The organism is Arthrobacter sp. FW306-1B-F12A (assembly GCF_058781865.1).
On sequence record NZ_JBYSXD010000024.1, the window covers coordinates 12,916 to 35,957 of the forward strand.

At 64.8% G+C, this 23,042-nt stretch carries 23 protein-coding genes and 1 tRNA gene; 15 read left to right on the forward strand and 9 right to left on the reverse strand.

Going from position 1 to position 23,042, the window contains the following annotated elements:
- Positions 1–14: 14 nt before the first annotated feature.
- The 4 genes from efeB to AC3WJU_RS12900 form a co-directional block, all read right to left on the reverse strand.
- On the reverse strand, positions 15–1,400 hold the full coding sequence (gene efeB / locus AC3WJU_RS12885; protein WP_492260040.1) for an iron uptake transporter deferrochelatase/peroxidase subunit: 1,386 nt from the start codon (positions 1,398–1,400) through the stop codon (positions 15–17).
- A complete protein-coding gene (efeO, locus tag AC3WJU_RS12890) occupies positions 1,397–2,608 on the reverse strand; it encodes an iron uptake system protein EfeO (RefSeq protein WP_492260041.1) in 1,212 nt (403 codons plus the stop codon). Before efeO ends, efeB begins: the two co-directional genes overlap by 4 nt.
- Positions 2,609–2,642: 34 nt before the next feature.
- The gene (gene efeU, locus AC3WJU_RS12895) at positions 2,643–3,497 is read right to left on the reverse strand and encodes an iron uptake transporter permease EfeU (protein ID WP_492260042.1); all 855 of its coding nucleotides are present in this window, start codon (positions 3,495–3,497) and stop codon (positions 2,643–2,645) included.
- A gap of 303 nt (positions 3,498–3,800) precedes the next feature.
- Positions 3,801–4,292, reverse strand: coding sequence for a YajQ family cyclic di-GMP-binding protein (locus AC3WJU_RS12900; protein ID WP_059387254.1), 492 nt, complete (start codon positions 4,290–4,292; stop codon positions 3,801–3,803).
- Positions 4,293–4,478: 186 nt separating this feature from the next.
- On the opposite strand from AC3WJU_RS12900, the gene AC3WJU_RS12905 reads away from it, so the two are divergent.
- Positions 4,479–4,739: a hypothetical protein gene (locus tag AC3WJU_RS12905; RefSeq protein ID WP_306959021.1), complete on the forward strand. Its 261-nt coding sequence runs from the start codon at positions 4,479–4,481 to the stop codon at positions 4,737–4,739.
- A 133-nt stretch (positions 4,740–4,872) separates the two neighbouring features.
- Positions 4,873–4,954 (forward strand) — tRNA-Tyr (locus AC3WJU_RS12910).
- 184 nt (positions 4,955–5,138) lie between these two features.
- On the opposite strand, the gene AC3WJU_RS12915 is transcribed toward AC3WJU_RS12910, so the two are convergent.
- Complete coding sequence (locus tag AC3WJU_RS12915; protein WP_059387272.1) at positions 5,139–5,363, reverse strand: hypothetical protein; 225 nt, start codon at positions 5,361–5,363, stop codon at positions 5,139–5,141.
- A 139-nt stretch (positions 5,364–5,502) separates the two neighbouring features.
- Between AC3WJU_RS12915 and AC3WJU_RS12920 the strand changes: the two genes are divergently transcribed.
- The gene (locus tag AC3WJU_RS12920) at positions 5,503–6,048 is read left to right on the forward strand and encodes an acyl-CoA thioesterase (RefSeq protein ID WP_492260043.1); all 546 of its coding nucleotides are present in this window, start codon (positions 5,503–5,505) and stop codon (positions 6,046–6,048) included.
- Between the two features lie 111 nt (positions 6,049–6,159).
- Positions 6,160–6,531 carry a thioredoxin family protein gene (locus AC3WJU_RS12925; protein WP_059387274.1) on the forward strand — a complete coding sequence of 124 codons (372 nt, stop codon included), beginning with the start codon at positions 6,160–6,162 and terminating at the stop codon, positions 6,529–6,531.
- 51 nt (positions 6,532–6,582) lie between these two features.
- Here AC3WJU_RS12925 and AC3WJU_RS12930 read toward each other — a convergent pair whose 3' ends face one another.
- Positions 6,583–6,861: a putative quinol monooxygenase gene (locus AC3WJU_RS12930; RefSeq protein ID WP_059387275.1), complete on the reverse strand. Its 279-nt coding sequence runs from the start codon at positions 6,859–6,861 to the stop codon at positions 6,583–6,585.
- 102 nt (positions 6,862–6,963) lie between these two features.
- On the opposite strand from AC3WJU_RS12930, the gene AC3WJU_RS12935 reads away from it, so the two are divergent.
- Positions 6,964–8,637 (forward strand): AMP-binding protein, encoded by a 1,674-nt coding sequence (locus AC3WJU_RS12935; protein ID WP_492260044.1) that lies wholly within the window; start codon positions 6,964–6,966, stop codon positions 8,635–8,637.
- 132 nt (positions 8,638–8,769) lie between these two features.
- Positions 8,770–9,732, forward strand: a complete 963-nt coding sequence (locus AC3WJU_RS12940) for a hypothetical protein (RefSeq protein WP_492260045.1) — start codon at positions 8,770–8,772, stop codon at positions 9,730–9,732.
- A gap of 27 nt (positions 9,733–9,759) precedes the next feature.
- Here the strand turns inward: AC3WJU_RS12940 and AC3WJU_RS12945 are convergent, their stop codons facing one another.
- Positions 9,760–10,749 (reverse strand): DNA-3-methyladenine glycosylase family protein, encoded by a 990-nt coding sequence (locus AC3WJU_RS12945; protein WP_492260046.1) that lies wholly within the window; start codon positions 10,747–10,749, stop codon positions 9,760–9,762.
- Positions 10,750–10,887: 138 nt separating this feature from the next.
- On the opposite strand from AC3WJU_RS12945, the gene AC3WJU_RS12950 reads away from it, so the two are divergent.
- Positions 10,888–11,295 (forward strand): VOC family protein, encoded by a 408-nt coding sequence (locus AC3WJU_RS12950; RefSeq protein WP_059387279.1) that lies wholly within the window; start codon positions 10,888–10,890, stop codon positions 11,293–11,295.
- A 52-nt stretch (positions 11,296–11,347) separates the two neighbouring features.
- On the opposite strand, the gene AC3WJU_RS12955 is transcribed toward AC3WJU_RS12950, so the two are convergent.
- A complete protein-coding gene (locus AC3WJU_RS12955; RefSeq protein ID WP_306959017.1) occupies positions 11,348–11,656 on the reverse strand; it encodes a VOC family protein in 309 nt (102 codons plus the stop codon).
- Between the two features lie 55 nt (positions 11,657–11,711).
- On the opposite strand from AC3WJU_RS12955, the gene AC3WJU_RS12960 reads away from it, so the two are divergent.
- The 4 genes from AC3WJU_RS12960 to AC3WJU_RS12975 are packed head-to-tail and all read left to right on the forward strand — an operon-like array spanning position 11,712 to position 16,215.
- Positions 11,712–13,097, forward strand: a complete 1,386-nt coding sequence (locus AC3WJU_RS12960) for a cystathionine beta-synthase (RefSeq protein ID WP_306959016.1) — start codon at positions 11,712–11,714, stop codon at positions 13,095–13,097.
- Between the two features lie 14 nt (positions 13,098–13,111).
- Complete coding sequence (locus AC3WJU_RS12965; RefSeq protein ID WP_059387280.1) at positions 13,112–14,275, forward strand: cystathionine gamma-synthase; 1,164 nt, start codon at positions 13,112–13,114, stop codon at positions 14,273–14,275.
- 54 nt (positions 14,276–14,329) lie between these two features.
- Positions 14,330–14,857, forward strand: coding sequence for a winged helix-turn-helix transcriptional regulator (locus AC3WJU_RS12970; protein ID WP_059387281.1), 528 nt, complete (start codon positions 14,330–14,332; stop codon positions 14,855–14,857).
- Complete coding sequence (locus AC3WJU_RS12975; RefSeq protein WP_492260047.1) at positions 14,854–16,215, forward strand: MFS transporter; 1,362 nt, start codon at positions 14,854–14,856, stop codon at positions 16,213–16,215. Before AC3WJU_RS12970 ends, AC3WJU_RS12975 begins: the two co-directional genes overlap by 4 nt.
- A 30-nt stretch (positions 16,216–16,245) precedes the next feature.
- Here the strand turns inward: AC3WJU_RS12975 and AC3WJU_RS12980 are convergent, their stop codons facing one another.
- Positions 16,246–17,430, reverse strand: a complete 1,185-nt coding sequence (locus AC3WJU_RS12980) for an acyl-CoA dehydrogenase family protein (RefSeq protein WP_307052463.1) — start codon at positions 17,428–17,430, stop codon at positions 16,246–16,248.
- 91 nt (positions 17,431–17,521) lie between these two features.
- On the opposite strand from AC3WJU_RS12980, the gene AC3WJU_RS12985 reads away from it, so the two are divergent.
- The 4 genes from AC3WJU_RS12985 to AC3WJU_RS13000 all read left to right on the forward strand — a co-directional run bounded on the left by AC3WJU_RS12985 (position 17,522) and on the right by AC3WJU_RS13000 (position 22,978).
- Entirely contained in the window at positions 17,522–19,006 is a 1,485-nt protein-coding gene (locus AC3WJU_RS12985) for a sensor histidine kinase (RefSeq protein ID WP_492260048.1), read from the forward strand.
- Entirely contained in the window at positions 19,003–19,677 is a 675-nt protein-coding gene (locus AC3WJU_RS12990) for a response regulator (RefSeq protein ID WP_059387283.1), read from the forward strand. Before AC3WJU_RS12985 ends, AC3WJU_RS12990 begins: the two co-directional genes overlap by 4 nt.
- A gap of 21 nt (positions 19,678–19,698) precedes the next feature.
- On the forward strand, positions 19,699–20,361 hold the full coding sequence (locus AC3WJU_RS12995) for an MOSC domain-containing protein (RefSeq protein ID WP_059387284.1): 663 nt from the start codon (positions 19,699–19,701) through the stop codon (positions 20,359–20,361).
- Positions 20,362–20,788: 427 nt separating this feature from the next.
- Entirely contained in the window at positions 20,789–22,978 is a 2,190-nt protein-coding gene (locus tag AC3WJU_RS13000) for a DEAD/DEAH box helicase (RefSeq protein WP_492260049.1), read from the forward strand.
- The last annotated feature ends 64 nt before the right edge of the window (positions 22,979–23,042 follow it).

Here is a 23,042-nt window from a genome sequence, read left to right on the forward strand (position 1 = left end):
GACGACGGGCGGCTTCATGCGAACAAGCCCTCACCAATGAAGCCGCCCGCCTTGATGCCCGGAGGCACCGCGAACAGGCCGGAGCCCGTGTGCTTGAGGTACTCCAGGGCCAGCTTGTCGCTCTTTGCCATCGTCATCTGCATGGGCACGTAGTGCGTCCGCGGGTCCTTGACGAAGGCGATGAAGAACAGGCCTGCATCGAGGTGGCCGAGCCCGTCCGAACCGTCGGCGTAGTTGTATCCGCGGCGAAGCATCTTCACGCCGTTGTTCTGGTCCGCGTGGGCGAGGCGGACGTGGGAATCGATGGGAATCAGCGGCTCGCCATCGCGGCCCTTGATTGCGAAGTCCGGCACCGTGAATTCTTCCCCTCCGGACAACGGCGCTCCGGCACCTTTCGTGCGGCCGATCAGCCCTTCCTGTTCGCGGAGCGAGGTCCGGTCCCAGATCTCGACATGCATCCGAATCCGGCGGGAGACAAGGTAGCTGCCTCCCGCCATCCACGCTTCACCCGGGCGGGTTCCGGCGGTGGCCCAGACGTGCTCGTTGAGGAGTGCCGTGTCTTCCGACTTCAGGTTGGCCGTGCCGTCCTTGAAGCCGAAGAGGTTGCGCGCAGTCGTTTGGGCCCGTGAGGTGGACGAGGTGCGGCCGAACCCCAGCTGGGACCAGCGGACGCGCACCTTGCCGAAGCCGATGCGTGCGAGGTTCCGGATCGCGTGCACGGCGACCTGCGGATCGTCGGCGCACGCCTGGACCACAATGTCGCCGCCGGTACGCGCGGCCTCGAGGGCATCGCCGGGGAAATGCGGCAAGTCGATCAGGGCATCGGGCCTGCGGCCCTCCAGCCCGAAGCGCGGCTTGCCGTCCTTTTCGAAGAGGCCCGGGCCAAAGCCGAACGTCAACGTCAGCTTGCCGGCCGCCAGATCGAGGGCTTCCCCGGTGTCTTCAGGCGGCGCGTCGTAGGGGCCGTCGACGGCGCCCGTCGCGCCGGTCGTGCGACCGGTGGTCATGGCTTCGGCCGCGGCGGTCCAGTCCTTCAGGAGCTGGATCAGTGCGGCGCGGTCCTCGACCGTCACGTCGAAGGCAGCGATGTGGAGGCGATCCTGGGCGGGAGTGATGATCCCGGCCTGGCGCTCGCCGTAAAAGGGAACGACGTCGCTTGCCGCGGGCGCCGCTTCAGCTGCCACCGCATCGTGGCTGAGGTATCCGGCGGCAAGGCCAGCCACTGCACCGGCACCGCCCACGCCGGCGAGGGAGAACAGTCCGCGACGGGACATGCCGCGCTTGCCGTCGTGGTCCTTGGCAGCGGACGCAACGGCCGCATTGGCGGGCCCGACGGCGGCAGCCTGGGTCCCGCCGTCGGGCGCCTCAGCGGTCTCGTGGTTGAAAGGGCAGCCGCTCACAGGACCACGGCTGAGGTGAGCTTGGACAACGGCTCTCCCAAGGCGTCGACCAGCGCGGCGAGCTGCTGGACCTCGGCGGGGCTGAGTTCGTTGTAGTACGCGAAGCCGTCACCCTTGGCGTGCTTCTTGAGTTCGGCCTCAAGGGCAGCGAACTTCCCGTCGAGGCTCGTGGCCAGGGCCGGGTCTTTCTGCGCGAGCGCAGGTTTGAGGTTTTCGAACGCTATCCGCGCGCCGTCGATGTTGGCCTGGAAGTCCCAGAGGTCCGTGTGGGACCAGATTTCTTCTTCGCCGGTGACCTTGCCGCGCGCGACTTCGTCCAGCAGCTCCTTGGCGCCGTTGCCGAGCTTGTCCGCGGAGAGCACCACAGTGCGGGTGCGCTTGCCGAGCTCCTCGGTGTCGGAAACGAGCTGCGTGGCGATTTTGGCCCGCTCGGTGGCCGTCAGCGCTGTGTAGCCCGACGGCGGGAACAAGTCCTTCTCCGCGCGGTGCCAGCCGGTCCATTCCTGGCCCGGTTCAAGGTCGGCTTCGCGGGCGTCGAGTTTGGGGTCGAGGTCCCCGAAGGATTCCGCTACGGGTTCGATCCGTTCCCAGTGCATGCGGGTTGCGGCGTACAGTTCGCGGGCCTTCGTTACGTCGCCCGCCGCGTAGACATCGGCGAAGGCCTTGGTGCCGGTCACAAGCTGCTCAGTCTGGTCTTTGACGTACGCCGTGTACTGCTGAACCCCAGTGTCCACAAGCTTCTGGAAATCGGCATCGACGCCGGTCTTGTTTCCGGAGTCCGTGACCTCAAAGGCGGCTCGGATACCGTCGCCCTGCATGCCCGGCTTGCAGGCGGTGGTGTACTTGCCCGCGGGAGCAGTGACCACCAGGTTGCGGGTCAGGCCGGGACCGATGTTCTCCACTTCGCCGACGATCCGCAGGCCGTCCTCGGCGAGGAGGTAGAACTCGGTAATTTCAGTGCCGTCGTTCTTGACCGCGAAGCTCAGGTTGCCGCTGGGGACGCTGCCCGTGGAGACTTTGCATTCGGTTTTGGTGCTGGTGACCTGGATCGGTCCGGCGGAGGCGCTGGCGCCCGGCGTCTTTGTGTTATCCGTGCAGCCGGTGAGTACGAGCGGAACGGCGGCGGCAGCGGCGACGAGGGCGAGGGACGTCCGGCGGCGTGAAGCCGTTGTGGGCAGGGGAATTTTGGGCAGGGGAGTGCCAGGCATTGGGTTTCCTTCTGTTGTGGGGTGCGGGAAGCTTTTAGGCGGCGGTGGCGGCTTGGGCCGTGGGGGCGTTGCCCGTGGATTTCTTCGGCGTGGAACCGTTGACGCGGATGTAGAAATAGAGCACAGGGATCACGTACAGCAGCCAGGCCCCGGCTTCGAGCCACGTGGTGGCCGGGGACAGGTTAAGGGTGCCCTTCAGCAGGGTGCCGTACCAGGACGACGGCGGGATGGCCGCGGAGACGTCGAAAGCGAGGGTGTGGAGCCCTGGCAGGATTCCGGCTTCCTGGAGGTCATGGATGCCATACGCGAGCACGCCGCCCGCGATCACGATGAGGCCGACTCCGGTCCAGGTGAAGAACCGCGAGAGATTGACCTTGAGGACGCCGCGGTGCAGCAGGTATCCGAGCCCGGCAGCGACGGCCAGGCCGAGCAGCGCGCCGAGCAGCGGCTGCGACGACTCGCCGGCGGCCTGGGCAGCAGCCCAAAGGAACAGCGCAGTCTCAAGTCCTTCGCGGCCCACCGCCAGTGCCGCCACGACCATGAGGCCCCACGCGGCGCCGTCGGCCATCTTGTCCACTTGGGACTTCAACTCGCCGCCGAGGCTGCGGGCAGTGCGCGCCATCCAGAAGACCATCCAGGTGACGAGCCCGACGGCGGCAATCGACAATCCGCCCCCGATCGCCTCTTGCGCGGCGAAAGTCAGTCCCTGCGGACCGAAGGTGAGCAAGGCGCCGAAGGCGATGGATACGGCCACGGCGATGCCGACGCCGGCCCAGAGCCGGGGGAGCAGCGAGCGGCGTCCCGTCTTGACCAGGTAGGCCATGAGCAGGACCACAACGAGGGTGGCTTCAAGGCCCTCGCGCAGGCCGATCAGGAAGTTCGCGGTCATGTGGAATCCTTCGTTAGGGGAGCCACACTTAGGCTCGCCTAAGGAAGTACAGTACCCGTTCGGAGGGATTGCGCAAAAGAAACGTGTCGTAATTATTTTGGGGTGGCTGTCAGCCGCAGTCTTTTGACCTCCGCGGATCGGTGCAGTCGCGGAATCCCGGGGCCTTCGCCAGGCCTCGACCCCAAAAAGTTGCCTGGAGTGACGCGCCTCTCTCCGTTAACGACGACGACGGCGCGTTGCCCGCTCAGGGGGCAACGCGCCGTCGTCGTACTTCCGGATGGCGGCCTGGGCCGCAACGAAGTCCTAGCTGCGGAAGTTCACGAACTGGAGATCGGCCTCTTCGAACTTCTTGAGGATGTTCATGGTCTCCTGCAGGTCATCGCGGGACTTCGAGGTGACGCGGAGCTCGTCGCCCTGGATCTGGGACTTGACGGACTTAGGGGCTTCGTCACGGATGATCTTGTTGATCTTCTTCGCGATGTCCTGGGCAATGCCCTCCTTGATGGAGCACTCCAGGCGGAATTCCTTGCCGGAGGGGTAAGGCTCGCCCTGGTCGAGGGACTTCAGGGAGATGCCGCGCTTGATGAGCTTGGACTGGAACACGTCCAGGACAGCGAGGATGCGGTCCTCCGAGTTGGCCTTCATGAGGATCTTCTCGCCGCTGAAGTCGATCTCCGCGCCGACGCCCTTGAAGTCGTATCGCTGTGCGATTTCCTTCTGGGACTGGTGGAGCGCGTTGGCGACTTCCTGCTTGTCTACCTTGCTGACGACGTCGAATGTGGATTCGCCTGCCATGACTCTCCTTGTGATCGTTGGGGGTGGCCCGGAAACGGGCGGTTTTGTCTGCCATCCAGCCTAGTACGGAAGCGCCCGGCGTGTGCTGAACGTTCACAGTTCGCTCACAGCACACGCATGGCCGGAACTGAGACTGCCCCGACAGAGTTGTATCAGTTTGAAGAGCCCGTCCTGAAAAGGAGCACCATGAGCAACCAGGCCGTCCGCTACGTCACCAAGTCAGCCGCTGCCGCCGCCGGTTCAATCGGAGTCGCTGCCGCCACGGCCGCAGGCGCGGTTGCAGCCGCAGCGCTCGCCGCCTCCGTGGTCCTGAGCCCGGTCCCGGACGCGGCGTCGCGGATGGATGGCGTCCACGCGGACTTGTTGCGGGCCGTGCAGCTCAACCAGATCACGCTGGAGCAGGCGGCCAGTTTCGAGGCCAAACTGGCAGGCCGGATACTTGGTTAGCCTGAGATTTCCGCCGATTTTGGGCCCTTGAGGGCTCGATTCGATTCTTCGGCAGAAGTTCTGTAAGGTTGTCTTGCTCGCGCTTACCGGATCGGAAACGAAACGATGATCGGGAGTGACTTCTTTGAAGTTCGGCAGATTACCCGAGCGGCCAAAGGGGGCTGACTGTAAATCAGCTGGCAACGCCTACGGGGGTTCGAATCCCTCATCTGCCACAAAATTAAATCCCCGGAACCAATGGTTCCGGGGATTTTTGTTTGTCCGCGTTTTCTGGGGAGGCCCCGTTCGAGGCGCGCGGGGCCGTTCGACGCGGAAAATCCCCTGCGCGGCGCTGGTGGATTCTCGACGCACGAATTCCGGTGTCGACAGGGATTTTGCGTGTCGAGAACGAAAGCCCGATTAGCTCGCGCTGCCCGGCTCCAGCCAGTAACCGTCCTGGTGATGGACGAGTTGCCGGCCCAGGCCTCCGGACAACTGGATCCAGAGCGTGCTGCGATCCTCGGTCATGCCGTCCAGGGTGCCCACGATCCTGTTGCCGCGGGTGTCCTGCAACACGAGCTCCTGGTGGAGCGGAAGTTCCGGCCACACCTCTGCGTGTGGCCTGATGGTTTGGGTGGTGCTCACGGGATCTCCTTGGTGCCTTCTGCAATTTGTTTTCAGACATTCTTCCCTCGGCATGTGAACCGGTGGTAAACGACATGCCATGTAGCGACACACAAAACGGGTCTGTCCCGAAATGTTACTGGGGAGTAACATTGCGGTTATGCATTTGCTTCTCCGAACCCTCTTGCTCTTGTTCACCTCGTCCAGGCGGAGCCGGCTCAGCGTTTGGGGCACGTCTTCCTTGCCCATGCGAGTGCTGCCCACGGACATCGACATTGCGATGCATGTCAACAACGGCATGTATTTCTCGCTGATGGATCTTGGACGCTTCGACCTCATGGTGCGCGCGGGGATCTGGCAAAAGATGCGCAGACGCCGCTGGAGCCCCGTGGCAGCTGGGGAGACCATCGCGTTCCGGAAGTCGTTGCAGCTCTGGCAGCAATACACCATCGAGTCCAAGATCATCGGGATCGATTCGAAGGCGATCTACTTTGAACAACGAATGGTGGCCGACGGCGAGATCTACGCCCGCGCGCACATCGCCACACGGCTTGTCGCCAAGGGCCGGCCCGTGAGCCAGGAGGAAATCCTGGCCGAGTTCGGCGAGCCCCCCGCGGACCTCGAGCTTCCGGAATGGATCCACGAGTGGCGCGAGAACAACGCGCTCCCCGGTGCCAGGAAGGCCGCCCCGCACCTCTGGCACTAGCCGACGGTACCGGGCGGCCCCAAACGAGCTGCCCGGCGTCGTGCTTTATTCCCGGTTTGCCGGGTAGCGAACAAGGGCGACTTAGGCGGTGCGGTCGCGTACCGTGGAAGCATGGCTACAGTTGACATCACCGGCGAGCAGTTCGCATCGACCATCGAGGGCAATGACATTGTCCTGGTGGATTTCTGGGCTGCGTGGTGCGGCCCTTGCAGGCAGTTTGCCCCCACATACCAGGCCGCTTCCGAGAAGCATGACGATGTCTTCTTCGCCAAGGTGGACACCGAGGCCGAGCAGCAGCTGGCCGCCGAAGCCGGTATCTCCTCGATCCCCACGCTCATGGCCTTCCGCGAAAAGGTCCTCGTGTTCTCCCAGCCGGGCGCACTGAACGGACCACAGCTGGAGCAGGTCATCGAGGCCGTCAAGGGTCTCGACATGGATGAGGTTCACGCGCACATCGCAAAGCAGCGCGCCGAAAACTCCTAGCAAACGCCATCGGCTGTTGCCCACTTTCCAGTGGGCAACAGCCGATGCTAGTTAGAGGCGCTCGAGCTTCACAGGCTCCGCGAGCAGCGCGCTGAGGGATTCGTTGAGGTCCTGGACGGCGATGCCCTTGGAATGGGTGTCGAGGTGCTCCTCGGATGCCCACTGTTCGGTCAGGACCAGCTTGTCCTCGTTGGCTTCGGTGAGCTCGTAGCGGATGCAGCCGGGTTCGTTGACCACTTCGTCGATCGCGATTTCCAGCGCGAGCTTGACGCGGAAGAATTCGCCGTCGTTGGGGATGAACGTGGCCTGCAGGTCAATGGGTGCACTCATGGGATTCACATTACCGGCTGGCCCGCCAAGGCCCTGAAATATTTTGTAGGACTTCCAAGCAAAAGTCTTCTCTTGGCCCCCCGGAGTTGGTAGCGTGCGTTCATGCTTTCCTACACAGCCGGGGACACTGACGTCCCGCTGCTTGAAGAGACCATCGGCGCCAACTTCGAACGCGTCGCGGCGCGGTTTCCGTTGCGGGACGCGCTCATCGAAGCCGCCGTGGTGCCGGGCGATGAGGCCAGGCGCTGGAGCTACGAAAAACTGAACGACGACGTCGATCGCCTCGCGCGTGCGCTGCTCGCCATGGGCGTCGCGAAGGGTGACAGGGTAGGCATCTGGAGCCCGAATTGCGCCGAATGGACCATCCTGCAATACGCCACGGCGAAGGTCGGGGCGATCCTGGTCAACGTCAATCCGGCCTACCGCAGCCATGAACTCGAATTCGTGGTCCGCCAGAACGGCATGCGGATGCTGGTGGCCGCGCCATCGGACAAGAACAGTGACTATGTGGCCATGGCCCGGGACGCCTTGACCAGTTGCCCTGAGCTTCGGGAGCTCGTGTTTCTTCCCGATCTGGGACTGGACATGCTTAACGCAGGCGAACCGCAAACTGACGCCGAGCTGACGTACGCCGAACTGCTCAAGCGGGCGGACGACGTCGTCCCCTCAGCGCTCAAGGCTCGGATGGCGGAGCTGGACCCGCACGATCCCATCAATCTGCAATACACCTCGGGGACCACGGGCTTCCCCAAGGGCGCCACCCTGACGCACCACAACATCCTCAACAACGGCAACCAAATCGGCAGGCTGTTGGGATACACGGAACGCGACCGCGTGGTCCTTCCGGTGCCTTTCTACCACTGTTTCGGCATGGTCATCGGGAACCTGAACGCCCTGAGCTTCGGCGCGGCCACCATCATTCCCGGCCGCGGATTCTCCCCGGCCGCAGCGCTGGAAGCCGTGCAGGATTTTGGCGGGACCTCGCTGTATGGCGTGCCCACGATGTTCATCGCCGAGCTGGCTTTGCCGGATTTCGCGTCCTACGACCTCTCGACGCTGCGTACCGGCGTCATGGCCGGCTCACTATGCCCTATCGAGGTCATGGAGCGTGTCATCGCCGAGATGAACATGCGGGACGTGGCCATTTGCTACGGCATGACCGAGACTTCTCCCGTATCCACCATGACCCTCGCGGCCGACACCCTGGAGCAAAGGACCACGACTGTAGGGCGCACGATGCCCAGGCTCGAGTCCAAGATCGTGGATCCGGCCACCGGCGAAACCCTGGAACGCGGGGGGATCGGCGAGCTGTCCACGCGGGGCTACGCCGTGATGGCCGGGTATTGGGGCCAGCCGGAGAAGACAGCCGAGGCCATCGACGACGACGGCTGGATGCACACCGGCGACCTCGCCCGGATGGACTCGGACGGTTTCATCATCATCGAAGGCCGCATGAAGGACATGGTCATCCGCGGAGGGGAGAACATCTATCCCCGCGAAATCGAGGAGTTCCTGTATCGCCATCCCGCCATCCAGGACGTCCAAGTCATCGGGGTGCCTGACCCCAAGTACGGCGAGGAGTTGATGGCGTGCATCATCCTCAAACCGGGAGCGGCTTTGGACCTGGAAGGGGTGCAGGAGTTCTGCCGCGGCAAACTTGCCCATTACAAGATCCCCCGCTACGTCGACATCAGGGAGAGCTTCCCCATGACGGTGTCCGGCAAGGTGCGCAAGATCGACATGCGCGAAGAAGCGATCGCCCGCCTCGGACTCTAATTCCAACGCGGGGTCACTTACGGCCCATGTTAGGCGGCAACATGGGCCGTAAGTGACCCCGCGTTGGCTTGCTTGGAAGTCAGCCTGTGGATAACTCCTTGCCGGGGTCAAACTGCGGACAAACTGGATCCCATGGTCCGCATCATGCCGCTGCCGGAGGAACTTAGTAACCGTCCTTTCACGGTCTATGAATCCCGCGTGCTTGGCGTCGCTCCGAAGCGGCTCCGGGCCAGGGATATGTCCGACGGCGGGCGGCTGATCTACTTGCCTGCGGGTCGTGACTTTGAGTTTGCCGAACAGGCGCGGGTCCTTGCCGCGGCAACACCGGGCGCCTGGGTGTCCCATGAGAGCGCCGCGGTACTGACCCGGCTCGGCCTTCCTCCGTGGCTGGGCGACTGCGAGACGGTCCACCTGAGCAAGCCCCATGAGCTTCCCCGGGTCCGCCGGACCGGGGTGACGGGGCACCGAGTCCGTGTCCTCCAGGGCGAAGTCACGGAGATAGACGGTATCCCGGTGTCCTCCCCGTCCCGGACGTGGCTTGACCTGGCGCATCAGTTGCCGCTGCGGTACGTGATTGCCATGGGCGATCAGCTGATCCGTACGCCTCGGCCTGGCCTTGAAGGAAGGACGGAGGCCTACGCCACCAAGGAAGGATTGCGGCTCCTGATCCGGCAGCATCCGAACATGAAAGGCGTGGAGAAGGCCCGGCTTGCCCTTGAAGACATGCGGGTTGGAGCAGATTCGTTTCCGGAGACATTCGTGCGGCTCGCAATGTCGGATGCGCGATTGCCTGAACCGGAACTGCAGCTCCGCCTCGACCCGGACGATCCGTGGTCGCCGTCCGCGGACCTGGGGTACCGGCGGTTTCGGATCGCCGTGCAGTACGACGGCGCACCACATCTCACGCGGGAACAGCAGACACGGGACAACCGGAGGGACGAAGCGTTCACCAATGCCGGCTGGTCCTACTTCAAGGCCAACGCCGATGATCTGGCCGAAGGGTTCTCTGGCCTGATTGTCCGGATCAAGCGCGCGAAACTCCGAACGCGGGGTCACTTACGGCCCATGCTGGGCGGCAACATCGGCCGTAAGTGACCCCGCGTTGGGGGGGCGTTGGTGGCGTTAGTGTCCTCGGTGGTCCTGGATGGTCATCCGTGGTCCGAAGGTCGGCTTGCGGAAGCCGCTGAGCCCGAGCATCCGGACTACCCGCTGCCGGTGCCCACGCCACGGTTCCAGGAGGGCGATCATTCCGGCGTCGTCCGTCTTCCTGCCTGTGAGCGCATAACCGACGTACGAGGCCAAATGGTAGTCGCCCACCGCGATCGAATCAGGGCAGCCATGGGTCCGCTGGACCACCTCGGCGGCCGTCCAGATGCCGATGCCCGGGATGGTCTGCATCTTTGCCGCGGCTTCCGCCGCGCTGAGTGAGGCGAGCCGTTCAAGCGCGACGGCGGATCGCAGCGCCCGCATGACCGTCGCCGAACGCTGGGGACCCACGCCTGCCTTGTGCCATTCCCACGAAGGGATGGCTAACCATTGGGCTGCGGTCGGCGCCACGAGTAGCCCCGACGGGCCCGACGTCGGGAGGCGGCCTGCGCTTGGCGCTGCGGTGCCGTACCTGTACATCAGGTAGCGGTAGCCCCGGCGGGCTTCGATAGTGGTGACCTTTTGCTCAAGAATCGTGGGCACGAGGGAGTCCACCACACGGCCGGTGGTAGGCAAACGGACGGCGAGGTTCCGGCGTCGGGCTTCCCTGACCATGCGCGGAAGGGTGGCATGGAACGCAGGCTCGTCGAAGCCGGACCAGTCGTCCCCGCTCCCCAACAACGCAGGCACGGAGGCAATGGCGGAGCCCGTGCCGGGGCCCCACGCCTGGGCATCGACACGGGTGCCTTGGCCGGTTCCCGCGGCGGTGAGGCGCAGCGTGGCCGGGCCATCCGGCGTCGTGAAGGCCATCCACACCCCGTCCTGTCGGACAGCGAAGGACGGATCGCCGTTGCCGCGCATGAGGATTCCCACGGTCTGCAGGAGGTCGAAGGGGCCGCCGGGGTGCCATCGCACGGATGCGTCGGCCGCAGCCGCTGCGGCGGGTGGGGCATCGACGATGGTCATTCATTCATGGTCGCATGCTCGTGTGACAACACTCGAAAAGAGCCGCGCTCAAGACCTTACGCCGCGAAACCCACACGACTAGACTCCACGTGTGGCGCGGGGCGTCTGCGCCTTCCATGACAATCTCAGGAGAACGCAATGGCCGGTGTAGTGCATTTCGAGATCCCCGCGGACGACAAGGAGCGGGCCAACACTTTCTACCAGGGTGCCTTCGGCTGGATGCTCAACCCCATGCAGGAAATGGACTACACGATCGCCATCACCACGCCTTCGGACCCACAGACGGGCATGCCGAGCGCGCCAGGGGCCATCAATGGTGCACTGTTCCCGCGCACAGAGGAATTGAAGACGCCCATCATCACGGTTGACGTCGAAGACATCGAGGCTTCGCTCGGCCAAATCGAGAGTGCGGGCGGTTCTGTGGTCAAAGGCAAGGATGCCGTTCCAGGCATGGGTTACTACGCCTATTTCAAGGACACCGAAGGCAACATCCTCGGCCTCTGGCAGACGGACTCTTCGGCAGGAGGCACTGCACCGGCAGAGTGAGTGGGTTGCTCGGGCCGGCCCTTTACGCGGGGCTGGCCCTACGCTCCCGAAACTACTCTCCGAAGCGCCCGCGGGACTCCGCCGGAATCAGCGGCTTCTCGGCCCGGACCTTGAGTTCCTGCACGGCCCACGTGTTGCCGTCCGGATCGCTGAAGCCGAAGAACGTGCCGCCGTCGCGCTCGTCGAAGACGGTGATTTCGCTGGCCTCGACCCCGCGGCCGAGCAATTCCTCGCGTGCGGCGCGGGCATCGGCGACCACAAGCTGAAGGCCCCGCATGGAACCCGGCGCCATCTCGCTCTGCGCCGGCAAGTCTCCGACGACGATCGAGCATCCGGAGCCCGGCGGAGTCAGCTGTGCCACGTGCTGAGCCTCCGCTGCACCGGAGCAGTCCCGACCAAGCGGTAACTTGGTACCTATGAAGTACGCCCAGTCCGTCCTGGACCTCATTGGCAATACACCGCTCATCAAGCTCAACCACGTGACCGGGGACATCAAAGCCACCATTCTGGTGAAGCTTGAATATGTGAATCCCGGTGGCTCCATCAAGGACCGCATCGCGGTGAAGATGATCGAGGAAGCGGAGCGGGACGGAAAGCTCAAGCCGGGCGGAACCATCGTGGAACCGACCTCGGGCAATACCGGCGTCGGACTCGCCCTGGTGGCCCAGCAAAAGGGCTACAAATGCATCTTTGTTGTCCCGGACAAAGTGGGCGAGGACAAGCGTGCCGTACTTCAGGCGTACGGCGCCGAAGTTGTCGTGACGCCTACTTCCGTGGCCCCGGACAGCCCGCAAAGCTACTACAGCGTCTCCGACCGGCTCGTGTCGGAGATCCCCGGAGCCTACAAGCCGGACCAGTTCTCCAACCCCGCAGCCCCCGGCAGCCACTACGAAACCACCGGGCCCGAGATCTGGCGTGATACCGACGGGAAGATCACCCACGTCGTGATCGGCGCCGGGACGGGCGGCACCATCACCGGCACCGGGCGCTACCTCAAGGATGTGTCCGCCCAGCGGCCGGAGTCCGACGGCGGCCGCGTCAAGGTCATCGGCGCGGACCCGGCAGGCTCGGTCTACTCGGGCGGCACCGGGCGGCCCTACTTCGTGGAGGGCGTCGGCGAGGACATGTGGCCGGCCAACTACGACAAGACTGTGCCGGACGATGTCATCGCCGTCAGCGACGCCGACTCCTTCGAGATGACCAGGCGCCTGGCCCGCGAGGAAGGCCTCCTGGTAGGGGGTTCCTCCGGCATGGCAGTGGTTGCCGCGTTGCAGGTGGCCAAAGACCTTGGCGAGGAAGCCGTCGTCGTCGTGATCCTGCCGGACTCCGGCCGTGGCTACCTGGCGAAGATCTTCAACGACAAGTGGATGCGTTCCTACGGCTTCCTCTCCGGCGGCGAGGAAGCCTCGGTGGGCGAGGTCCTGAAGTCCAAGACCGGCGAAATGCCGGACCTCGTCCACATCCATCCCAACGAGACCGTCCGCGATGTCATCAACATCATGAACGAATTCGGGGTCTCGCACATCCCGGTCCTCTCGCAGGAGCCGCCCGTGGTCATGGGCGAGGTGCTCGGCGCTGTCGATGAGCGCACGCTGACCTCCAAGCTGTTCCGTGGCGAGGCGAAATTGACCGACAAGATCTCCGAGCACATGGGGGAGCGCCTGCCCGTGATCGGCTCCCTGGAGACCATTTCCGCCGCACGCGAGCTGCTGTCCGACGTCGACACCGTCATGGTGACGTTCGTTGGAGCTCCCGTGGGCATCCTGACCCGCCACGACCTTCTCGCCTACCTGAGCAACTGACACTAGGAGTTCATATGTCTGCAAACGAAGCAGGATTCAACACGCGTGCCGTCCACGCCGGCCAGGCATTCGAACCGCGCACCGGCGCCGTGGTTCCGCCGCTGCACTTCAGCTCGACGTATGCCCAGGACGGCATAGGTGGTTTGCGCGACGGCTACGAGTATGGCCGCGGCGGCAACCCCACCCGAGATGCGCTGCAGGAACAGCTCGCCGCGCTCGAAGGCGGCACCCACGCGTTCAGTTTCAGCTCGGGCCTCGCAGCGGAGGACTCACTGATCCGTGCTGTTGCCCGGCCCGGCGACCACATCGTCCTCGGCAACGACGCGTATGGCGGAACCTACCGGCTCATCAACCGCGTGCTGGGTGAGTGGGGCATCGGTAACACACCAGTGGACATGTCCAACCTGAACGCCGTTGCCGCGGCCGTCGCGGTGAACAAGACCCGCATCGTCTGGGTGGAAACGCCTTCCAACCCCATGATGAAGATCACCGATATCGAAGCGCTCGCCAAAGTAGCGCACGACGCCGGTGCCCTCCTGGTGGTCGACAACACCTTTGCGTCCCCCTACTTGCAGACCCCGCTCGCCCTGGGGGCCGACGTCGTGGTCCACTCGACCACCAAGTACATCGGCGGCCACTCGGATGTGGTGGGCGGCGCGATCGTGGTCAAGGACGCCGAACTGGCAGAGAAGATCGGCTTCGTGCAGTTCGCTGTCGGCGCCGTGTCCGGACCCATGGATGCGTTCCTGACCACGCGTGGCCTCAAGACGCTCGGCGTGCGCATGGACCGCCACAGCGAGAACGCCCAGGCCGTGGCCGAGTGGTTGCTGGAGCGCCCCGAGGTTGAAGCCGTGCTGTATCCGGGGCTGCCTTCCCACCCGGGCCACGAGCTCGCGGCCAAGCAGATGAAGAAGTTCGGCGGCATGATTTCCGTGCAGTTCAAGGGCGGCGAAGCTGCGGCCCGCAAGGTGGCAGAATCCACCCAGGTCTTCACTCTGGCCGAGTCCCTGGGCGGCATCGAGTCCCTCATGAACTATCCCTCGGAGATGACGCACGCTTCGGTCAAGGGCACTGAGCTGGCCGTGCCTGTCAACCTGATCCGGCTTTCCTGCGGCATCGAGGACGTCGAGGACCTGATCGCGGACCTCGAGCAGGCGATCGGCAACATCACCGACTGAAAGCCCTCACCAAGTAACCTAGCTTTCTTTAGAAAAGCCAGCTAATCTCGAACCATGCCCTTACGATCCGATTGGTCCGAGCGGACGTGCAGCCTGGCGCGCGGCCTCGATATCCTCGGCGACCCTTGGGGAAGCCTGGTGCTGCGGGAGGTCTTCTTCGGCAACGGCCGCTTCGACGCCATCAAAACCCGCCTCCACATCGCAGACAACGTCCTCAGTAAAAGACTGGGCTGGCTGGTCGAGGCAGGCCTCCTTGCCCAACGGCCCTACCAAGATGGCGCCCGCACGCGCCAGGAATACGTCCTCACGGCCAAGGGCGAAGATGCCTTGCCCGTCTTGAACGCCATCATTCTCTGGTCCGAGAAGCATCTCGACGCGCCGGCGGACAACGCCCACATGCGCGTGATCCACAACGGCTGCGGGCTGCCGACCGCGTCGGCTGATACGTGCTCCCACTGCGGGTCCCGCCTGACCGCGGCCAACACCAGTTGGCATAGCCTCACGCGATCGGAACACCCCATGGCCCTGGCCACCGCCCCCGCCAGACGTGACCTCCTGGACGAATCGGAGCCCTCCGCATGACCGCACCCAATTCCACCAAACTTTCCGCCGGCAAACCAGCCGGCAAGACTCCTCGGAAGTGGCGACTCCACCCCGCCTGGATGGTCGCCGCCGTCGCGTTCCTGGCACTCGTAGGCGCGGCCGGTTTCCGGGCGGCGCCCGGTGTGCTCATGGTGCCGCTGCAACAGGAATTCGGCTGGTCAACAACCGTCTTGTCGCTCGCAGTCAGCATCAACCTGGTGTTGTTCGGGCTCACGGCACCGTTCGCTGCGGCGCTCATGGAACGCTTCGGCATCCGCACCGTCACCGCGATTGCCCTTTGCCTGATCGGTCTCGGCTCCGCCCTGACGGTGTTCGTCAACCAGTCGTGGCAGATCCTGCTGACCTGGGGCGTCCTGATCGGGCTGGGCACCGGCTCCATGGCCTTGGTTTTCGCGGCCACCATCGCCAATACGTGGTTCTCCAAGAACCGCGGACTGGTGATCGGCATCCTGACGGCGGGCAGCGCGGCCGGGCAGCTAGTGTTCCTGCCCTTCATCGCGGTGCTTGCCCAGAGCCCGGGCTGGCGCGGTGCCTCGCTCCTCATCGCAGCGGGTGCGCTTGCCGTAGTGCCGCTCGTGCTGCGCTGGCTGAAGAACTCACCTGCCGACGTCGGGGTCCAGCCCTACGGAGCCGAAGAAGAGCAAGCGACGACGGCGGAGCCCGCCCCGGTCCCGGAAGCCGCCAACGCGGAAGGCGCCAAGACGCCCAACGCAGCCGTGCGCGCACTGCAGGTCCTCAAGCGCGCCAGCAAAGTGCGCACCTTCTGGGCCCTGGTTGCCGGTTTCGCCATCTGCGGTGCCACCACCAACGGCCTGATCGGCACCCACTTCATCCCCTCGGCGCACGACCACGGCATGCCGGAAACCACCGCGGCCGGGTTGCTGGCCGTCGTCGGGATCTTCGACATCGTGGGCACCATCGCCTCCGGTTGGTTGACGGACCGCTTCAATCCCAAGGTGCTCCTGGCTGTGTATTACCAGTTCCGCGGGGTTGGGCTGTTGGTGCTGCCCGTGCTTCTGGGCTCCACCGTGCAACCGAGCATGATCCTGTTCGTAGTGGTGTACGGCCTGGACTGGGTGGCCACCGTGCCCCCGACGGCGGCCATCTGCCGGAAGGTGTTCGGCGCGGACGGCTCGGTGGTGTTCGGGTGGGTCTTTGCCGCGCACCAGCTCGGGGCCGCTGCGGCCGCGTTGCTCGCGGGTTACATCCGCGATGCCACTGGCCACTACACCTACGCATGGATCGGCGCCGCAGCGATGTGCACGGTGGCCGCCGTCATCAGCGCCACCATCCGCAAGGACGCGGGAAAGAAGGAACCGGTTTCGGTCGGAGCCTAGCTCGCTGGGCTGGTCCCCCCGCGCGCGGAGCTAGCGGAAAGCCGGGACGCCCGTGATGTGCTGGCCAAGGATCAGCGTGTGCACCTCGTCCGTCCCTTCGTAAGTGCGCACGGATTCCAGGTTGTTGGCATGGCGCATGGGCGGGTAGTCCAGCGTGATGCCGTTGCCACCGAGGATGGTGCGCGCTTCGCGGGCGATCTTGATTGCCTCCCGCACATTGTTGAGCTTGCCCGCCGAGATCTGCTCCGGGTGCAGTTTGCCCGCATCCTTGAGCCGCCCAAGGTGCAGGGCGAGCAAGGTACCTTTCTGGATCTCCAGGACCATGTTCACGAGCTTCTCCTGGGTCAACTGGTAGCCGGCCAAGGGCTTGCCGAATTGCATGCGGCTCCCGGCATATTCGAGCGCGGCCTCGTAGGAGTCGCGGGCAGCGCCCATGGCACCCCACGCAATGCCGTACCGCGCCTCGTTGAGGCAGGAGAACGGGCCGCGGAGTCCCATGGCACCCGGGAGGAGTGCCTCCGGACCCAGCCGGACGGCGTCGAACACCACATCGCACTGGATCGAGGCACGCATGGAGAGCTTCGCGTCGATGGGAGTCACGGCGACTCCCGGGGTGCCGGCCGGAACCAGGAAGCCCCGGATGCCGTCGTCGGTGTTTGCCCACACCACCATGACGTCCGCGATCGATGCCATCCCGATCCAGCGCTTCGAACCGTTCAGCACCCAGCCGGCGTCGTCGCCCGTCCCGTCGCGGCGCGCAAAGCTGGCCATGGACGACGGGTCCGAACCCGCCGTCGGCTCCGTCAAGGCAAAACAGCCGATCAGTTCGCCGGCAGCCATGCGCGGGAGCCATTGTTCCTTCTGCTCTTCGCTGCCCCACTTGTGGATCGCCGTCATGGCCAGGGAGCCTTGGACGGACACGAAGGTCCGGATGCCGGAATCGCCGGCCTCGAGTTCCATGGCGGCAACGCCGTATTCGACGGCGGTGCGGCCCGGGCAGCCGTAGCCCTCCAGATGCATGCCAAGGACGCCGAGTTCGCCGAGTTCCGCCGGCAGTTCCCGCGGGAACACCGCGTCCTCGTACCAGCGGGCGATGTTCGGCCGGATCCGCTGGTCCGTGAAATCGCGTACCTTCTCGCGAAGCTCCAGTTCCTCGGAGCCCAAGAGGGAATCGAGGGCAAGGACATCGGAGGTATTCGTCGTTGAATGGCTCATGCCAGCATCCTAAGGCCGGACATGTTCCCCGCAGCGTCCTGTAAGGACCGTCGGCGCCGGCGCGGCACCTGCGCCGTGCCAGAATTGAGCCATGGCCGCCGCGGATGTGAACGCAATAGGGCTGCAGCTACCGGCAGTCAAGGGAATCGGGCGACCCCGAATTCTGGCGGGCCTGGTCCTGGCCCTGCTGCTACCCTCTGCAATCGAAGTCGTGGTATCCGCGCTGCAATACCGGAACTTCGCCATGATCATGCTCTTCCAATTGGCCGTCTCCGCCGCCGTTGCCGCGATCGGCGGGTTGTGGCCGGCGGTGGTGTCCGCCGTCCTCGGCAGCATGCTCTTGAACTACTTCTCAGCCGATCCCGTGGGCTCCCTATCCATCGCGGATCCCGCCACGCTTTTCACCCTGGTCATCTTCCTTGCTGTGGCGTGCGGCGTGGCGCTCGCCGTCGGTTTGGCGACCCGACGGGCCCAGGAAGCCGCGCATTCCGGAGCCGAGGCGAGGGCACTGAGCGAATTGGCCCTTCGTATCCTGAGCTCGGACGGCAGCCTCGAGTCGTTCCTGGACAAAATCCGCGTCAACCTCGGCATGGAAGCGATGACGCTGCTCTCCACGTTTGACTCGCCGGACGCCACCGGACCGGGTTGGAAGGTCCTTGCAAGCTCCGGGATTCAACCGCCGGTGACCCATGCGGCCGCCGACCATGCCGCCGTCGTCGATCGCAACTACACGCTCCTGCTCAGGGGCGGACCGCTCTCCGAACAGCACCGCCGCATGCTCGCCGCGTTCGGCGCCTTCGTGGTGGCCGTGCGGGAGCGCCAGCAGCTGGTCAAGAGCAGGCAGGACAACGCGCGCCTGGCGGAAGGCAACAAGATGCGGACCTCCATCCTGCGAGCCGTCTCCCATGATCTCCGCACTCCTTTGGCGGGCATCAAGCTTGCCGTCAGCAGCCTGCGCCAGGAAGACGTGACCTTTGCTCCCGAAGACGAGCGCGAACTATTGGCCACTATCGAGGACTACGCGGACCGTTTGGATCACTTGGTGGATAACCTGCTGGACATGTCCCGTATCACCGCGGATGCCGTGAACCCGCTGCTGCGCGGACTGGGCTGGCACCAGATCCTGCCGGAGGCTTTACGCGGGGTGCCGGGGGAGCGCATACGCAACGAGCTACTGGCCAACCTTCCGTATATAGAGGCCGACGCCGGGATGCTGGAACGCGTTGTGGCGAACCTCGTGGAGAACGCGGTGAAATACGCGCCTGATTCCGATGTTGTGCTGGCGGCGCGGACCGGTGCGGGCATCATGGTGGATGGTCGGCCGGCCAGCGAACTGCGGGTGATGGACCATGGCTCGGGGATAGCGCCAGCGGCCGTGCTGGAGCTTTTCCAGCCTTTCCAACGCCTCGATGATTCTCCGTCCAGCCGGGACGGCCGCAGCGGAATCGGCCTGGGACTTGCTGTCGCCAAGGGTTTCACCGAGGCCATGGGCGGTACGCTCATGGCCGAGGCGACGCCGGGAGGCGGGCTGACCATGGTGGTCACGCTCCCTCTGTGGACGGGAGGACGGCCATGAGCCTCGTCCTGATTGTGGAAGATGAAGCCCAGATCGCCCGGGCAATGCAGATCAATCTCCATGCCCACGGCTACCGTGCCATCAGCGTCGGCAACGGCGCAGACGCACTCAAGGCGGCTGCCCAGCAGCCCGTGGACATCGTGGTGCTCGATCTCGGCCTGCCGGACATGGATGGCGTGGACGTGATCAAGGGAATCCGCGGCTGGAGCACCATGCCCATCATCGTGTTGTCTGCCCGCCACGGTTCGGAAGACAAAGTTGAGGCCCTCGATGCCGGGGCCGACGACTACGTGACCAAGCCCTTCGGCCTTGACGAACTCCTGGCCAGGCTCCGTGCAGCCTCGAGGCGGGCAGCGCCCCGGCATGAAGCGCCGACGCTCCAGACCGCCGACTTCCTGGTTGACCTGGCCGGAAAGAAGATCACCAAAGACGGCGCGGAAGTCCGGTTGACGCCCACGGAATGGAACATCCTGGAATTGCTGGTGCGCAACGCCGGACGGCTGGTCAGCCAGCAGCAGATCCTCACACAGGTCTGGGGACAGGCCTACGCCAAGGAGACCCAGTACCTGCGTGTCTATATTGCCCAGCTCCGGCGCAAGCTCGAACGCGACCCTGCACAGCCCCGACACCTCCATACCGAGGCCGGCATGGGATATCGCTTCGATCCGTAGCTGCGTACGTAGACTGTAGTCATGGATACCGCATCGTTGCTTGCTGTTTGCCGGGTATACGAGCTCCTGCCCGATCCCGAAGGGTCGGTAGGAGTGACGGCCATTGACAAGCGCCCCGTTGACGGGCCGGTGAAGGTCCACAAGCTGGGAATCCACGGCGACATCCAGGCGAGCCGGATCCACCACGGCGGCGAGGACCAGGCGCTCTACGCGTATTCCCAGGCGGATGCCGATTACTGGGCGAATGAACTCCAGCGGGACATGCCCGCCGGGATCTTCGGGGAGAACCTCCGCGTTGCCGGAATCGAGACCAGCGGTGCGGTGATCGGCGAACGGTGGAAGATCGGCTTGGACGTCGAAGTCGAGGTCACGTCCCCGCGTGTGCCGTGCGCAACGTTCCAGCGCCGCATGAACGAACCACAGTGGGTCAAGCGCTTCACCGAAGCAGGGCGGGTCGGCACCTACCTGCGCGTAGTGAAGACCGGCACCATTTCGGCCGGTGACTACATCCACAAACTGTTTGTGCCGAAACACGGCATCACGGTGGGGCAGTGGTTCAGCAACCCCAACCTCGATGACATGCAATTGCTGCTCGACGCAGAGGCGGACGGAGAAATCCTGCTGCAGTCCGACTACCACGACTCTTTCGAAAAGCTCATGCGCCGCAACGGGGTGGACGCCTGAAGATGCCCTCGAACGGCCGTCCTGAGGGGCGGTCTTGAGGGCGCCCGGCGCGGCTTTGTGCGCAAGCTCACCGCCGCCGTCGGCAGTTATGTCGCCGCGGGACCAATCTGTGCCCTACACTAGAACTATCCCCCACTCCGGAAATCCCTTTTTCCTGCCCAATTCTTGAGGCAGGACTGGTCAGTGTTGGGGCCCGCAAAATGTGTGTGGGCAGTTTCATAGGGAGAGCCGGGCGAAGAAAACGCTGTACAGACTGCTGAGATAGCAGCCAAGAGATGCAGCGGGAAGTCCTGCCATGGGATTGCGACAGCGCCGGACTTCTTGCGAGCACCAGAGCCTTCGGGTTCTTTTGCCCGCAACGTGTACTGCGGCCAAGCCCAACCGGGCCGCGCCGACTGGCCCCCTATGGATGAGGAAACTTTCCCCTATGCCCGAAAACCTGAACGACCCGTTCGTCGCCGAGTCTGCTGAAGAAGCAGAGACCGCCGTCGAGATCGCCGAAACCGCACCCGCCGAAACCGCCGCACCCGCTGCTGAGTTCATCGAGGCTGCAGCGCCCGTTGAGGCCCCGGCCGAGGCACCCGCCGAGGCTTCCGCCAAGGCCCCGGCTGCGGTTCCGGCCGAATCGCCTGTCGAAGAAGAGGAAGAGGGCATCCGCTTCGTCGACCTCGGAATCGACCCCCGCGTCCTTGCGGCCCTGCAGGACGTCGGCTACGAGAAGCCGTCTCCGATCCAGGCAGCAACCATTCCGCTGCTGCTCGAAGGTCGCGACGTCGTCGGCCTCGCCCAGACCGGCACCGGTAAGACTGCAGCATTCGCAGTACCGGCACTGTCCCGCCTGGCCGAACTCCACGACCTGAACGGCCCGTCCCGCAAGACGCAGGCACTGGTCCTCGCTCCGACCCGCGAGCTTGCGCTCCAGGTTGCCGAGGCCTTCACCTCGTACGCCAAGCACATCGATGACTTCACGGTTCTCCCCGTCTACGGTGGCTCCGCCTATGGCCCGCAGCTTGCTGGCCTTCGCCGCGGTGCACAGGTTGTTGTGGGTACCCCGGGCCGCGTTATCGACCACATCTCCAAGGGTTCCCTGGACCTGTCCGAGCTGCAGTACCTCGTCTTGGACGAAGCCGACGAAATGCTCCGCATGGGCTTCGCCGAGGACGTTGAGCAGATCTTCCAGCAGACCCCGGAAGACCGCCAGGTTGCGCTGTTCTCTGCCACGATGCCGGGCCAGATCCGCCGTATGTCCAAGCAGTACCTGAACAACCCTGCCGAGATCTCGGTCAAGTCCAAGACCACCACCGGCGCCAACACCCGCCAGCGGTACCTGCAGGTCATGGGCCCGCACAAGCTCGATGCCCTGACCCGCATCCTCGAGGTGGAAGAGTTCGACGGCGTTATCGCCTTCGTGCGCACCAAGATGGCTACCGAGGACCTGGCTGACAAGCTGAAGTCCCGCGGCTTCCAGGCCGCCGCCATCAACGGCGACATTCCGCAGCAGCAGCGCGAACGGACTGTCGACGCGCTGAAGGAAGGCCGCATCGACATCCTGGTCGCCACCGACGTCGCGGCCCGTGGCCTTGACGTTGAGCGCATCAGCCACGTGGTCAACTACGACATCCCGCACGACACCGAGTCCTACGTCCACCGAATCGGCCGTACCGGCCGTGCAGGCCGTAGCGGCGACGCCATCCTCTTCATGACGCCGCGGGAGAAGTACCTGCTGCGCTCGATCGAGAAGGCCACCCGCCAGCCGGTTGAGCAGATGCACCTGCCCACTGCCGAGACGGTCAACACCTTGCGCCTTGGCAAGTTCGCGGACAAGATCACGGAGACCCTCGAGTCCGAGGACGTTGCCGCGTTCCGCGACCTGATCTCTTCCTACGAAGAGGAGCACAACGTTCCGGCTTCGGAGATCGCAGCTGCACTGGCCGTCATGGCACAGGGCGGCCAGCCGCTCCTGGTCAAGGAACTGCCGGCTGCACCGGAATTCCAGAAGCGCGAGCGCTCCAAGGACGGCTTCGGTTCCCGTGGCCCGACCCGCGCCCTGACCGAGGGCAACGCCACCTACCGGATCGCCGTCGGACGCCGCCAGCGCGTCATGCCGGGTTCGATCGTTGGTGCCATTGCCAATGAAGGCGGCATCTCCTCGGCACAGATCGGCGGCATCGACATCCGCTCGGACCACTCCCTGGTGGAGCTCCCGGCAGACCTGAGCCCCGAGCAGTTGCGTGCCCTGTCCCGCACCCGGATCGGCGGCGAGTTGATTCACCTCGAGCTGGACAACGGCCGCAAGCCGGCCTCTGACCGTGGCGGCGAGCGTGGCGGTTACTCCGGAGGCAGCCGCGGCGGCGACCGTGGTGGCTACTCCGGTGGTGACCGTGGCGGAAACTTCAAGGGCAACGGTGGCTTCAAGAAGGAGTTCCGTAAGACTGAAGGCGACCGTGGCGGCTACTCCGGAGGCGAGCGTTCTTCCGCTGATCGCGGTGGCCGTTCCTACAGCGAGCGCAGCAGCGCCGGTACCGGGACGGGCAGCTACGCCGACCGCGGCGCACGCAAGCCGCGCACTGGCGGCGACGCGGGCAACCGCGATTTCAACCGCAAGGGTAAGTGGTAAACAGGACTAGTTCCTGGGTTTCTCGTCAGAGGCCGGCCTTCGAGCCGGCCTCTGGCCGTTTAAC